Here is a 15,816-nt window from a genome sequence, read left to right as displayed (position 1 = left end):
GCATTGAAAGTGCATACCATATGCATAGGTTTTGCGAAGACGGTGCGAAGATTTGCATAGAAAGTGCGAAGAAAATTCGCAAAAAGTGCAAAAAAAACCCAAATCGGAATCGAAAACAGCCTTTTTTACCCCAAAGTGGAATCGAAAACAGGCATTTTGGGCAAAAAGTGGAATTCTAAGCCATTATGGGGGTATAAAAAAATCAAAAGCAAAACAGTCACAAATCACTAACTGCTAATTACCAACACGTTACAGTTGAAAAAAGTTACAGTAAAATTACTGTTATTTTTTTTGTACTTCTATTCAATGTACTTTAGCACTAAACGGAGAAGGGAGAAAGACAAAGTTATCGAATATTTGGGTAGAGGTATACCCATAAAATAGCCATATCAAACCATGGTGTCCAGAATATTGAAAACGGAAAAGTAACGTTTACTGCCAAAGACTACAGAAAAGGTGGCAAAAAACACGATATAATAACCAACCCTGAGTTTATAAGGCGTTTTGCATTACACATTTTACCCAAACGATTTGTCCGAATCAGGCATTATGGAATATTGTCCTCTGCCATTAAATTTAAGGTCCATGAACTAGCAAAACAACAATTGGACGAAATTGTGATACCTCAACATAAACCTCTTAAACACAACAAATGTCCATGTTGCAAAATTGGCGATCTGGTCATTGTTGCTCGTTTAGACATCAGAGGCCCTCCTAAAATAGTTATCCCACTTGGAGCAAATTACATGATAGAATTAAAATAACACCTAATGGTGAATGGCTTTGCTATATCCTATTTTAAAAATTTAGCAATGTGAAGTCTCTAAAAATTGACTCTATACATTTAGGCATGTCTTAAAATATGATAAGAAACAAACCTATTCCTTAAATATGCAGTCTTTTATTCCTTAAAAATGCTCTCTTAAAATTTATCAATCCCCATAATACAGATCGCTTGGGCCGGTTTTCGTCAACAACGCATCCAGCCTCTGTTTTACAAACAGGCAGGACGCTTAGTTATTACCAGCTGGGCTTTATTCTGTTATCAATTCTTTTACTTTTTGTTCTAATACTTTTCTGTCAGGCAGATACAATTGATACTTTGAAACAAATATATTATTTGAAATCCCTCCAATTGCATATTCCACTAATATATCGTTCTTGTCAGCTCCTAAAACAATACCAATTGGAGGATTATCTCCTTCTGTATTTTCCTCCGCTTTGAAATAATTCAGATACATATTCATCTGACCAATATCCTGATGTTTTACGTGTTTTGTTTTCAAGTCGATAAGTACAAAACATTTCAAAATTCTATGATAAAAAACTAAGTCTACGTAATAATGGTCATTATCCAAAGTTATTCGGTATTGTCTACCAACAAAGGAAAAGCCTTTGCCTAATTCAAGTAAAAAAGTCTGAAGATTATCAATAATCCTTTGTTCTAATTTACTTTCTGTCATTCTATGTTCTTCCGGAATTTGAAGAAATTCTAAAACGTATGGGTCTTTTACAATGTCTTTCGGTTCTGTAATTAATTGACCTTGTTCTGCTATTTTTAAGACACCATTTTTGTCTTTACTTAATGCTAATCTTTCAAATAATGATGAACTAATCTGTCTTTTAAGTTCTCGTACACTCCAGTTTTCATTTATGCTTTGTTTTTCATAAAATCCTCTTGCATTGTCATCGGAAACTCCCAATAATTCAGCATAATGAGTCCATGTTAATTTTCCAGTCACTGACTGGAAAATCTGATACTTGAGGTAAAACTGTCGCATTAAGTAAATATTACTCTTGCTAAATCCCTTTCCAAATCTAGCTTTCAGGTCTTTTGCTAAATTAGTTAATAAGGCACTTCCATATTCAGCTTTTTCATTTCCATGTTGCTCGTATTCTACGATATACTTTCCAATCTCCCAATTTGCACTTAGCAATTCATTATTAACAGCTTGAATTGCTTTTTGTCTAGCACTCTCAATTGTCACTCCAATTGTATCGACTAGTCTTTGATATATTTCAGTCCCTTGTGTTTGCTTATCCATATTTCAAAAATACAAAATCAAATCAAGTTGCCTAAATATTTTGCAGATTGCTCTTTTTGCCTTGCTGGTAACATTTCCCTAAATACATTAGCTTTATATACATTATATACAAGGACAATTACCTTTGTAACTAATTGATTTAACGAATATATATATGTTTTGTATTATTTGGTTATTAAAATTTTGGTTAAAAATGCATGCTTGTTTTTTAATACAATCAGCTCCATAGTTACTCTTTATTTTTGGTATTATTGAGAACATTGTAATAATAAAATTGTCGTTACATGTTTTTAGGCCCAACAAAAGTAATAAATGATTTTAAATTACTTTACTTTATACTATAAAGTATTCAATATTGCCACATGCCATAATTTACAGCCGATTTACACATACTTTAAACGCATATCAAAATCATTTTAGTACAGAATATCAATTAGCAATGACCAATGAGCAATGAACAATTTGTCCTTCCTTGATCATTGTTTGTTGTTCATTGAAATTTGATGCCTCTTTACATCATAACTATTTAGGAAAGGGAGCTTCCCAAAGAACTTACTCATGTTGTCCGTGCTCGTTGGGTTCTTTTATGGTTAAAATAGAATGAAATTGGAATAAATACCTCATTAAAAACAAAACGCTGGCAACTAACAAGATGACAGCGTTTTGTTTTATATAATTGATATGTGTATTGTATGAACCCATGGTCCATACCTGTAGTGTAAAATTTCTTTTGGCAATGGTGATATTTGCCTATAGTTATTCTTTAATAATCTCTTTTTCTATTTCTTCCAATGATTTTCCTTTTGTTTCAGGCAGTTTTTTATAGATGAATATGAATCCTCCCAAACAAATTACTCCATATAACCAAAACGTTCCGGCTGCACCCAATGCTTCGTTTAATAATGGAAATGTATAGGTTAAAAGAAAACTTGCTGTCCACAAAGCAATTGTTGAAATAGCCATTGCTGCGCCTCTGATTCTATTCGGGAATATTTCTGAAATAACCACCCATACAATTGGGGCCAATGACATGGCATAGGTAGCAATAGCCAATAATATCAATACCAACAAGGCCACTCCTGTAATGTGAAAAAAGTAAGTAAGACCTACCAGAATATATATGAGTGCCAGTCCGGCAGAACCAATAATCATTAACGCTCTACGACCTAATTTATCAACGGTATATATGGCAACAAACGTAAATATCACATTGATAATACCTGTAATCACAATATTAAACAAGATATCCGACACGCCATAACCGGCAGCTTTAAAAATCTCCTCGGCATAATTAAATATAACGTTGATCCCACACCATTGCTGGAAAGCAGCTAACACAATACCAATTAAAAGGACCTTTCTTATTCCTGGCTCAAATAATTCTTTATAATCTACCTTTTTGGTTTCGCCTTTTAATGATTCGTGGATATTATTATACTCCTGCACAGCATATTCTTTACCGCCAATTTTCATCAGAATAGATTCAACCTTTGACTCATTTCCTGATTTTGCCAACCATCTTGGACTTTCAGGAACAAAGAACATTAACAAGAAAAAGATTCCTGCAGGAATAATCTCAGCCCAAAACATATAGCGCCATCCCATCTGCCCATTCCATGAATTTAATATATCCAGTTCTGTAAAATGATCCGGTATAGGTTCTGCTATTTGCCAGTTTGCCAACTGCGCACCTAAAATCCCCAATACAATTGTTAATTGGTTAAGCGAAACAAATTGTCCCCGCATGGATGCCGGAGCTATCTCAGCTATATACATTGGAGATAGAGTTGACGCTAATCCAATACCAATTCCTCCAATTAACCTATATATAATAAACACAGTAAAATCGTTAGCTATTCCAGTGCCTATGGCAGATAGTGTAAACATGAAAGCAGCAAATATCAACAAACGTTTTCGTCCGTACTTATCACTTAACATACCAGATATTGCGGCACCTACTAAACAGCCAATTAAAGCACTACTCATGGCCCATCCTTGCATGGCTGGCTGATCTGCAATATGAAAAAATTGCTCATAAAATGGTTTTGCTCCTCCAATAACTACCCAGTCATAACCAAACAGCAATCCCCCAAGGGCAGAAACTAATGAGATTGACAGAATGTAACGTGTATTAAATTTTACCTTTTGCATATGTAAAAAAATGGATTATTAATTTATATATTTTAGTTATCCCACTTATCTTAACAGATCGTTAGATTTTAGATAAGAGACGAGAGAGTTATTTGCAAGATGCTTAAAATAAAATCTTTACCCAACTTAAGTTGATTTTATTAAATATCTCATATTCTTACACTTATAAAAAATTAACGAACTATTGTATCTATAACACCCAGTAAAACTTTTCTTTAACTTAAGACTTTTGTCTGGCAAAAAAAAGGCCTGAAGATAGAAGAAGGAAGAATGAAGCATATTCTTATTATTCGTTCTTCCAACTTTTACAAATATCCTTGTTTTCACTGACACTCAAAATGGATGTATTTTTGGTTTTAATGGACTATCTTAGTATTTCAACTCAAAAATCAAGAAATAACAAAAAACTATTACAATCCTGCTTTTTCTTTACTCCTTTCATCCTTTTCTATACTCCATTCCACTATTCATACAAACCTATTTTAGCAGCTTCCTTTGCATCCGGATCCCTTTGAAACAAATCACTCAATGACTTAAATGTAACCGTTTGTTTAGGAGCAAACTCAGGTGTATTCATATAATCTACAATACTATTTAACAAAGCTTTTGCTGTAATGCGACTATCCATATTTGAATGTAAATCAATCCCGCTAAATACTAACTTACCCTTACCTACGTTAACTTCGAACAAGTTTGACAAATCACGATTTTTAAAGAAATTATCAACTACAGTAATAACAGGATCAACAACAATTCTATCTACTTCTAACGATTTTGATTGTTTACATAAATCCCACCACTGCCAGTTTGTATGATATTCGGTAGGGAATTCATTAAATAATGAATGCTGATCCTTAATAAGAAGTCCCATACTTCCTGGCTGATTTGGAAAATGAACCGGACTCCAGAATACAGGAACAAACTTACCTTCAATTCCATTTATTTCTTTTAAATCAGGAGTAAATAATACTTTTCTTCCTTCATTTAAAGCACTCTCTGCTACATTCCATCTTGATGTAACTACTACATCTTTTTTGTCAACTTCTTGAACCTGAGGATACACCCATACAGACCATGAATTTTTATAATCTGTTCCTTGTAAACTTAAGGTAATATCTAACTTTTGAGGTTCATGAATATCTTTTAATTCAAATTCAAAAACACCAACTTCTGCATAGCTACCTTGTTTGATAATTTTTGATTTAAGACTACCTGATTTTAAAACTGATCCCTTTTGTGTTATACTCCAATTAAAAGTAGGTGCATCTAAATTTTTCCAATAATTAGCTACTTCAGCCTTAGCTTTAAACACTTCATTGTTGGTATAAACTGCCTTTTCAAACTTAATTAATGGAACAAGATCATTACAAAAAGTTTTAAACTCATCTCCGGTTACAATTCCCTTCGAATCCCAAAATGCATCAAGCATACCCACAAGAGCTGTTCCTTGTCCGGGAAAATCATGTAAATCTAACAATTGAAAACCGCTGATTCCAGGTGTTTTTAAAGCTCTTTCTACTTCTTCCTTATAAAGAATTTTAGCCAATTGACCAGAAGCTTTTAAATAATCATCTGCCTTATCTAATCTGCCTTTCTTTTCTAAGTCAGCTTTAATAGCTTCAAAATTCTTGGGAGTCAATACTCCGGTATATTTTTCAATTTCTTTTAGGTTTGGGTAAACTGAATACTGGCCTATTTCATGCGTAATTAAAGGTATATCCAAAAACTCAATACTTGCTCGATAATCCTTATCAAAACTTGGCGCATAATCATCGAATACACCCTGTCCTCTCACCCATCCGTCTTTAGTCCATTGAGTAATCCAATATTCATCTACCTCATCGGGCTCCTCAGAATGTGGTTTCTGGAATGTAAATGCTGTAGTTGTATAAAGATGCCTTGGATCTTCTTTTTGTAATCTCTTTACAAAGCCAGTTAATAATTCATAATCCCCTTCCAGTTCGTTACCCATAGCCATCATACAAAACGAAGGGTGATTACCATAATTGCGAATCATACGTTCTCCCTCACTTTCCATCCATTTGACCATTTCCGGCTCCTGTCCATACTTTAGTGACCAGTTAGGCATCTCAACCTGAAGGTAAAATCCTAAACTATCAGCTACCTGAAATGCATCTTCTGGTGGACACCATGAATGAAAACGGATATGATTTAAACCATAAGATTTTGCCGATTGAAATACTTTTAACCAACCCTCTTTATTTAACGGGGGATGACCTGTTAATGGGAAAATACAACATTCCAGAGTTCCTCTTAAAAACAATCGTTTTCCATTTAAAAGCATATTATTTTCAACAGATTGAATTTTGCGCAATCCAAAATCTGTCTGAGCCAATATATCTCCTGTAGTATTTTTAACCTGAGCTGTATAAATAACCGGATGATGCTCATCCCAAGCCGCAAAATCCCCACTCAATTCAACTTCAATATTTTCTTCAGCTTTTGTTTGTACTGAAGATACTTCTTTACCTAACCCATCAATAATATGAATAGTTATATCATTTTCTGATTGACCTTTGGCTTTAGCTACAATTTCTACTTTTCCTTTTTCTATATTTGGATAAACTTGTAAATCATCAATTGAATAAGCAGGTAATGCTTTTAAATTGAAATTACCCAAAATACCATTCCACATAATCTGGGTAGTTTCAGTATATGAATGCGTTAGAGTTCTACCCCGGCTATTATCAAACAAATCATACTGCTGACAATTATCTATGCAAATAGTTATAAGGTGTTTACCTGGAGTAATCTTACCCAATGATATCTGATGAGCACTAACTAAACTATTATCTGTACCTTTATACTCTCCATCAATCCAAACTTCCGATTTCCAGATAACCCTTTCCATCTCCAGAACAATTTCTTTGTCAGACATACTGTTCGGAATTTGAATTTCTTTTTGATACCAGGCAGCTCCTATATATTTGTTTTTTCTGCTTAATTGATACAGAACGTCCTTATCCAATTTAGTTTCAACAATAACTTTTTCACCTATACCAGCTTCATCCAGAGTTGAGGGTAATGTTATAGGCTGCGCATTGGGTTGAATTGTGTTAAACCATTGTTCGTTTTTACCTTTATCGTTTTTATCCAAAGTAACCACCCATTCTCCTTTCAAGGAAATAAATTTCTTATCTTCTGTAGTAGTACAATTGGTTAACAAAAGTATTAAACAGACTAATACCCCACAGTTCTTAACCCTTAAATAATTATAGTTCATAATGTTTAAATTTTACCTTTTGCATATGTGAAAAAAATGGATTATTAATTTATATATTTTAGTTATCCCCCTTATCTTAACAGATCGTTAGATTTTAGATAAGAGACTAGAGACTTATTTGCAAGATGCTTAAAATCAAATCTTTACCCAACCTAAGTTGATTTTATTAAATATCTCATATTCTAACACTTATAAAAAATTAACGAACTATTGTATCTATAACACCCAGTAAAACTTTTCTTTAACTTAAGACTTTTGTCTGGCAAAAAAAGGCCTGAAGATAGAAGAAGGAAGAATGAAGCATATTCTTATTATTCGTTCTTCCAACTTTTACAAATATCCTTGTTTTCACGGACACTCAAAATGGATGTATTTTTGGTTTTAATGGACTATCTTATTTTTTTAGAACAAGAATCATCTTAAAGAAGAAATTAATAATCGCAAGCAACACATATTAATGTATTGTATAAAAAAAGAAGGGAAAATTTTTCAATTAAGATACTGAAGAAATTCGTAAATGCTTAATTATTTTTTTTATGGCAGAAAAAGCATAATCGCTTTATTATGGAAACTTTGAGTAAAAAAACAGCAGCAGATAAGCACATTTAACATACTACATACCTGCTACTTACAACACCTCATCCTTCCCCTAAATTACTATTATCACCGGTTTCAGCATAGGACTGGAAATTTCTATTTCCACAGGTTTGTTTTTATCCACCTTTTTTACATAAATCAAAAGTTGCCCATGAATACAACGCTGAACATTGTCCTGATAATTCAATGAAACATCATTCGAAGCATTCTCCATGCCCAAAAGTACGCCATCTTTAATATTACAGGTAATCTCATTATCACCTAATACCACCTGATTTCCATTTTTATCCAAAACCTTTACTATAATTTGGTACAACTCATCATCAGCTGACTTCAGAACGTCTCCTGCTAATTTAACAGGATGAGTATTTGTAACAACTGAATCATCAACAACCTTTTCATCCCCATTATATGCAACCACCTTTAATTCACCCGGTTCATAATTAACATCCCAATATATAATCCCGGTTTCATCATTATATGGTTTACGTTCACCAATAACTTTTCCATTCAAAAACAGCTCAGCTTCTTCACAATTGGTATAACATACAACCCTCACCTTATCCTGATCGTTATAATTCCATACTTTAGGGGCATCCATCGATAACCAATCGCCATGAGGTTTATATGTTCCAACATAAACCATGGGGCTTTCCAGCCATAGCGACTGACGAAAATATCCCCTGGGTTTTATATTACCTGCAAGATCAATCAGACCGGTTGTAAAACCACGAGAAGGCCATGCACCAGCTTCTCCCAGATAGTCAAACCCGGTCCATAAAAACTGCCCAAAAATAAAGTCTTTATCCCTAACAGCGTGCCATGCCGGTAAATCATGCCTGTTCTCACTTCCATACAAAACCCTCTCAGGATATTTATCATGATCCGTATCGTACTTATATTCGGTATAGTTATAGCCCACTATATCCAGTACAAAAGGGTATTCGGTATAATTTGACATCACTGCTCCGGCCAGTGCAGCTGTAACAGGCCTTGAAGTATCTGCTTCTTTAACAGCAGCAACCAACTCCTTTGCAATCTCCCCAAGACGCTTAGCATTAGGATGATCTGACAAATAACCTCGCTTATGATGCTGACCTATTCCTTCTTCATCCAATATTGGGTGCGTATAAGGATCGTTGGGATAATCCACCTCATTACCAATACTCCACATAACAATTGAAGGATGGTTCCTGTCCCTCATCACCTGATCTTTTATATCCCGTTCGCTCCACTCCCTAAAATATTGAGAAGTTCCCTGGTGACCGGGGGTTCCTTTATTCCAACCTTCAATCCACTTGTTTTTAGGGTATTCCCATTCATCAAATGCCTCATCCATCACTAAAAAACCAAGCTCATCGCATAATTCATACAAATGCGAAGCCTGAGGATTATGACTGGTTCTGATGGCATTACATCCCAGGCTCTTTAATTGCATTAAACGCTTTCTCCAAACCGATTTATAAACTGCAGCCCCTAAAATACCGGCATCGTGATGTAAACAAACACCTTTGAGTTTCATGTTTTCTCCATTTAAAGAAAAACCTTTGTCTGCATCAAATTTTATGCTTCGGATTCCAACTTTTGTTTCGTTCTGATCTATGACTTTCGAGTTCTCAATCACTTTTGTTTTTAAGGTATACAAATAAGGTGATTTTACACTCCAGAGCTTAGGTGATTTAAGATGAATATACTGAGCAATGTCAGTTGTAGTATGAGCTTTGGCAACTGCATTCTTTGAACCGGAAGCCACCTTGTTCCCCTCTGCATCAAATATCTCCTGCACTACTTTTAATGAAGAGGTTTTTTTGGCATTATTAATAGTGGTATTGGTTTCAATTATGGCCTGATTGCCTTTCATTTCAGTCTGATAATATACCCCCCAAAGGTCGATATGAACAGGGTTTGCATATACAAGATAAACATCTCTGTAAATACCTGATCCCGTATACCAACGCGAATCAGCATCCTGGCTATGATCTACCCTTACGGCAACAGAGTTTTCTTCACCCCATTTAATATATGGAGTTAACTCATACATAAAGGAAATATAACCATTGGGCCGTTTTCCCAACCATTTTCCGTTGATAAATACCTCACTGTTATTGTATACGCCTTCAAAGTAAACGTACACTTTTTCGCCTTTTTTCGCTTCTGGTATTGTGATGTTTTTTCTATACCAGGCAATACCTCCGGGTAAATATCCTGTACAACTAGCCAATTCAGGACTTGCATGTTGTTTCACGCTCCAATCATGTGGGAGTTCCACAATATCCCATTTACTGCAATCCATAGATTCTCTGCCGCCATACTTCATATCACCCAAATGAAAGAACCAACTGTCATTTAACAACACCCTTTCACCAAAGCCCTGACAATAAAAATTTGAAGTAGAAATAAGAATAAAAACAAAAATGGAAAACAACCTTTGAACCATAACAATAATTTTTTGCGTACATCCGAACTAGCCAGATATGATTAAACCTAATAACTCCAGCAAATTTAGTACTCCAAAAACAAAGGTTATCTTACAAATCCGTCAAATAAGTATAAGAAATTATGCAAAACTGCTGTTTTTAATCCCATTCCATCCTTCAAATTTGATCACGAAGAAAAAATATTGTTTAATCACGATTAAATATACCTTCCAAAACGATATCTAAATTATATCCGCGGATACCTACTTTAACAATGTTCCCATTTGGATCAATAAGTATTAAATATGGAATTCCAGTAATATCATAGTTCGTAAATAATTCACTATTAAAGTCAGCCTGATATTGAGCCCATGGCATATTTTCCTGCTCCATTGCTTTAAGCCAGGCTTTCTTTGATTTATTTATTTCATCGGCAGAAACACTAATAACATCAAGTCCTTTTGAGTGATATTGCTGATATATTTTTTTAATATGGGGAATATCGTCTCTGCAATAGCCACACCAGGAGGCCCAAAAATCGATTAAGGTGTAATTTCCTTCTGTAAACTGAGAACTCAATTTAATGGTATCTCCATTTATTGAACATACTTTACCATCCATAAATGGAGCCCCTTTTTCAAAGTTCAAACACCTTTTCGACAATATTTCAAGTGTATCAATTTGTTTTGGATTGAATGAACCGGACTTTTTCAACGCCGATATCCAGTTTGCTGTTTTTTTAGAGTCCGGTATCGAAATGGATTCATAATAACTGACTGCTTTAGCAATACTCTCATCTATACGTTCTTCATAATGCGAGTCCATACTCATGGCAGCAAAGGCCAAATCGTATGCCACCTGGCTGCCTGAATGTTTAAGTATAAAATCATTTAAAATCTGATCCCTACGCTTTTGAAGACCTAACAATTTGCGCTGATTTTTATGTGCTTTTTGTAATTCAACCTCAGTTTTTTGGTGAGAAAGAACCGAATCAGTCACAAAATTCATACTTATTACTGCTGCCTGATTTACATATGGACGTACATTACTCAAATATTCTTCGTATAAAATATTTGCTTCGGAGCCCGTTATTACCGGACGAATACTTGTTGTATCAGAATAATCATAGTAATTTTCGAACTCATTAAAATTACCCGTACATGTAATTTGCCCGTTTTCGATGTAAACCAGCGATGATTTTAATGTTGAAAACGGAGGAACATTGGGAACAGCAATATATAAACGATACAATTTAGGTTGCTCTAATTGTCCATTAATAACAAAATTACCATTTACCATTTCCGCAGTATCTTCCTCATTGCTAATTGGATCAACCAAACGAACCAAACCTTTTTCTACAATTCCGGAAAGCTCACCTTTAAATGTATATGATGACTTTTCCTGACACGAAATTATCGATACCACAATAAGCAATATGGCTACTATTTTTAATATTTTATTCATTACAGATTATATTTTGAACAGGGTTAAAACATATTATCATTAATTAGTGCTTGCAAGAAAACTGCGGCATTATTGTGGCCTCCACCGCTCACCCCTCATCCCCTAAAGGGGAAGCCTCTCGCACCGTGTGGGTTGACACCCTCCCTTTAGGGAGTTGGAGGGTGCGGGTTGGAATAAATTCGAGCTTTCTTGCAGGAATTAATTACCATAAATATTTTTAAGGATTAAATCTAAATCAAATCCCCTCACTCCGGTTTTTAAAATCTTTTTATCAGGAGTGATTAACAAAATATTGGGGATGGCAGCCACACTATAATCTTTAATAATTTCACAATGAAAGTCTGTCAGAAACTGGGGCCAGTCCATTTGCTCGGCATCGACAGCTTTTAGCCATTGATCTTTCATTTGATTTCCATCCAGCGATAAACCAATAACATTCAACCCTTTATCTTTATACTTTTTATATAACTGTTTTAAATGTGGTATTGAAGCCCTGCATGGATGACACCAGGAAGCCCAACAATCTATTAACGTGTATTGCCCTTCCTTTAATTGCGAACTTAATAAAACTGAATCTCCACTAAGTGTAGTTATATATCCATCGATAAATGGAGCTCCCGGAGTTAGGTGACTGCATTTGGTTGCCAACTGCCTTAAAGTATCCATCTGATTTGGACTAAAAGTATTTTGCTTATTAAGTAAAGAAATCCATTTCTCAACTTTACCAGTTGAAGGTATGGCAATATCTTCAGGGTAACCATTGCCATGAGCCCTGTTTTCATCAATCCACTCCTCATAATGCCTGTCCTTTGCAATAGATGCAAGAACAAAATCGTATGCAAGCTGACTGTTGGCATAAGTCTCAATATACTTATCCTTAAAAGAATCGCGTTTACTCAACAAAAAATCCAGTTGTTCCTGCATTTGTAAGGCTTCGGAATATTGTTCTTCTGTCATATTTTCAACAGCAACACCAGGATATTCAAGCTTATTACTCACAACTATCGCCTCTTGCATTATGGGGCGTATGTCGTTTAAATAGGATTCGTATATCGCATTAGTATTACCTCCTTTTATGGTCATTCTTTTTAATGACGGATCGTTATTCTCAATGTAATTCATTAATTGATGGTACTCGCCCGAACAATGAATGTCGCCATTTTCAATATATAACAAATCGCTTTTGCACTGCGTTACCAGAGAATCCGCAGGACCAATAAAATACAGTCTGTATATTTTGGGAATCTCTTGCTCACCGGTAAATTCAAATTTGCCATCGATAAAAGGTACAGTATCTTCTTTATACGTTTGATAATCTTGTAAAATAGCAACACCCTTTCCCTTTACTCCGGTTAAATGACCAGAGAGTTTATATGATGTTTCATTATTATCGTTACTACACGACAATAGAAAGCAAATAAAAGCCCCTAAAAAGGGGCATAAATAATTTATTTTCATGAAAATATTTTTTTAGTAGATTACAATATCAAACTTCTCATTTAATACGCTGTTGAGAACTTCCATTTTGCTAATGATACGCGTATAATCACCATAGGTAGCCCTGAAATCATCTTCAGAAACTGTGTACATATAATACAAAAACGTTTTTATATCATGCCGGCGATTAAAACCAGAGTATCCTGTTGGGGCTTCTATAAAACCGTTATATTGATCATCTTCCGTATATGTTGGCCAAACTTTCATCCAATCATCATAGATATCTGAAGACACATCAAAAAATGGTTTCAAATCATTACTGTAATTTGTAGTTAACTGATAACTTAAATATTGAGATAAGACCGCACTTTTTAATTCTTCTTTCTCACTTAAAGATTTTGCTTCTATATCCCCCAGGTTAATTACCGTAGTTTTTAAACTAATTAAATTGATAAGTGTTTCTGTAGTTCCAAAATAATCAACAGATACAAAATCATTTGCTAAAATAACTGAATATGGAGGAAGGATATTCCCTATTTCATTAAGAATATTATTTTGCACAAATTCAGCAGCATCCTTCATTTCTGAAACTGATGTATATTGATCAATAAAATAATCATAGCCCGTATAATCAACAACGTAGTTATAATCAACGTCCAGCAAAATTGTATCCGATTCAGATGTATAAAGTGTATCTGAAAACAATAGTTTAACACCTGTATCTTTAAAAAACTGCCTTTTTAGTTCCGAAACCTCATCTGTTTGACTCGCTTGAGGTAAAAAATAATCCATTTCAGCATAAGAAGGGGTCAATTCTTCTTCTTTCTGACAACCCCAAAGCAAGAAAACGAAAATTAAATATAGAATACTTATATACTTTTTCATAGTTAACATATTAGTAGTTTATGGTATTGTATGGAATCCTGTCATCCCTGTTATTCCCTTCTGAATCATTATAATCCATTTCATATTTAGGTATAGGCAACGTCCATGCAGGATCACCCGGATCGAGTCTGTAGTAATCAAATCTCACCAATTCATAATCTGCAATAACTGATGAAACCGAATAAAGGGTTTTTGTTTCAGGATATGCCTCATTCACTTGATACCTTCTTAAATCGAACCAGCGGTGCCCTTCCATACACAACTCTTTTTTTCTTTCTTCCCTGATAAAGTGTACCAATTCAGCATTATCTAGTAATATGGGTTGAAAGGCACTGTTTTCAACTCTGTTTTTAAGCAGAGTATTCATTGCATTTTGAGCACTTAAATTGTCTCCGGAACACGCATAAGCTTCAGCAAGGTTTAACCATGCTTCAGCAGTTCTAAGGGTAAAACAATCTGATATTTCACTGCTTTGCGCAATTAACTCATATGTTTGCTTATCGTATAAAACCACATTGGGAGCTTCTTCATTGATGTGGAAAAAATTACTCTTGCGTAAGTCACTATCGCTAAAACTATTGTATAAATCATTTGCAACAACAAACTGACCTACCTGTAAATATAGCTCCCCATACAATAAGTATTCATAAATATTTTCAGCAATGATATTGCCACCCATGGTAAACATTATGCTTTCATTGTTTTTGCTAAAAAGTGGGGATGAAAATGTATTTAGATCCACCATTTGCGGAGCTTCAGCGATGGCTTTTTGCGCCCATGAAATAGCATTGTTATAATCTTGCATATACAGATATACTCTACTAAAGAAAAGACATGCACCTGCATAATTTATTCGGTATATTGATTTTTCTTCGTTATCCTTCAATGCCACTGTTGCTTCTGATAAATCTGAAACAATCTGTTGATAGACTTCTTTAACAGATGCCCGTGTAAATGAACCTATTTCGGCATAATCTGTAAGTTTTACCGGAACGCCTGGCTTTTGATCTGCATTAACCGGTTCATAAGCGTCGGCATAAAGATTAACTAACAGAAATAAATCGGCTGCCCTGCAGAAAAGAGCTTCACCTTTTATTCTTTTGGCTTGTAGTAATTCTTCGTCATCTTTGGGAGACAGTTCTGACAAACCGGATAGAACTACATTTGCAGAAACAATACTCTTGTATATATTTTTCCAATCCTGGCCGTCATCATATACTTCGCTTCCATCTAGGCCCAAAGTAACATCTCTTTGCCAGGTATAATAACCAAACAACCGCGTAGTTGTCCTTGGAGGAGTATTGATATTCTTAGATACATCAATTAATTGCGTCACTTCATCACTCATAAAGTGAATGTATGGCATATATGTATCTGATATATCATTGCTGGCTGTACTTGTACCAGGCGAAAGATAAACATCCCCTAATAATATCTCATCTAAATCATCGTAACCAGTAATGTATGACAGATCCTGAGAATTTTCTGTTAAAAAGTCATTACATGACGATAGTGCTATTCCTATAATTATTAATGATATAAATCGCATTGTATGTTTTTTCATAATTATACCCGT

General features: G+C 34.6%; 8 protein-coding genes and 1 pseudogene. 1 reads left to right on the top strand and 8 read right to left on the bottom strand.

The window, feature by feature from the left end; all coding sequences use genetic code 11:
* Positions 1-377: 377 nt before the first annotated feature.
* A pseudogene (locus tag OM074_RS21465) lies at positions 378-764 on the top strand (transposase); the annotation flags it as partial.
* 270 nt (positions 765-1,034) lie between these two features.
* Here OM074_RS21465 and OM074_RS03920 read toward each other — a convergent pair.
* The 8 genes from OM074_RS03920 to OM074_RS03885 all read right to left on the bottom strand — a co-directional run bounded on the left by OM074_RS03920 (position 1,035) and on the right by OM074_RS03885 (position 15,804).
* A complete protein-coding gene (locus tag OM074_RS03920) occupies positions 1,035-2,045 on the bottom strand; it encodes a PDDEXK nuclease domain-containing protein (RefSeq protein WP_301197982.1) in 1,011 nt (336 codons plus the stop codon).
* Between the two features lie 756 nt (positions 2,046-2,801).
* A complete protein-coding gene (locus tag OM074_RS03915) occupies positions 2,802-4,196 on the bottom strand; it encodes a sugar porter family MFS transporter (RefSeq protein ID WP_301197981.1) in 1,395 nt (464 codons plus the stop codon).
* 463 nt (positions 4,197-4,659) lie between these two features.
* On the bottom strand, positions 4,660-7,440 hold the full coding sequence (locus tag OM074_RS03910; protein WP_301197980.1) for a DUF8487 domain-containing protein: 2,781 nt from the start codon (positions 7,438-7,440) through the stop codon (positions 4,660-4,662).
* A 649-nt stretch (positions 7,441-8,089) separates the two neighbouring features.
* Complete coding sequence (locus OM074_RS03905; protein ID WP_301197979.1) at positions 8,090-10,474, bottom strand: glycoside hydrolase family 2 TIM barrel-domain containing protein; 2,385 nt, start codon at positions 10,472-10,474, stop codon at positions 8,090-8,092.
* Positions 10,475-10,661: 187 nt separating this feature from the next.
* A complete protein-coding gene (locus OM074_RS03900; protein WP_301197978.1) occupies positions 10,662-11,918 on the bottom strand; it encodes a TlpA disulfide reductase family protein in 1,257 nt (418 codons plus the stop codon).
* Between the two features lie 198 nt (positions 11,919-12,116).
* A complete protein-coding gene (locus OM074_RS03895) occupies positions 12,117-13,376 on the bottom strand; it encodes a TlpA disulfide reductase family protein (protein WP_301197977.1) in 1,260 nt (419 codons plus the stop codon).
* Positions 13,377-13,388: 12 nt separating this feature from the next.
* On the bottom strand, positions 13,389-14,240 hold the full coding sequence (locus OM074_RS03890; RefSeq protein WP_301197976.1) for a hypothetical protein: 852 nt from the start codon (positions 14,238-14,240) through the stop codon (positions 13,389-13,391).
* A gap of 10 nt (positions 14,241-14,250) precedes the next feature.
* Positions 14,251-15,804, bottom strand: a complete 1,554-nt coding sequence (locus tag OM074_RS03885; protein WP_301197975.1) for a RagB/SusD family nutrient uptake outer membrane protein — start codon at positions 15,802-15,804, stop codon at positions 14,251-14,253.
* Positions 15,805-15,816: the final 12 nt, after the last annotated feature.

The organism is Plebeiibacterium marinum (genome assembly GCF_026013615.1).
Classification (GTDB): Bacteria; Bacteroidota; Bacteroidia; order Bacteroidales; family Marinilabiliaceae; genus Saccharicrinis; species Saccharicrinis marinus_A.
The sequence above is the reverse complement of the archived record's forward strand: the minus strand, read 5'-3'. Positions and strand labels throughout refer to the sequence as shown.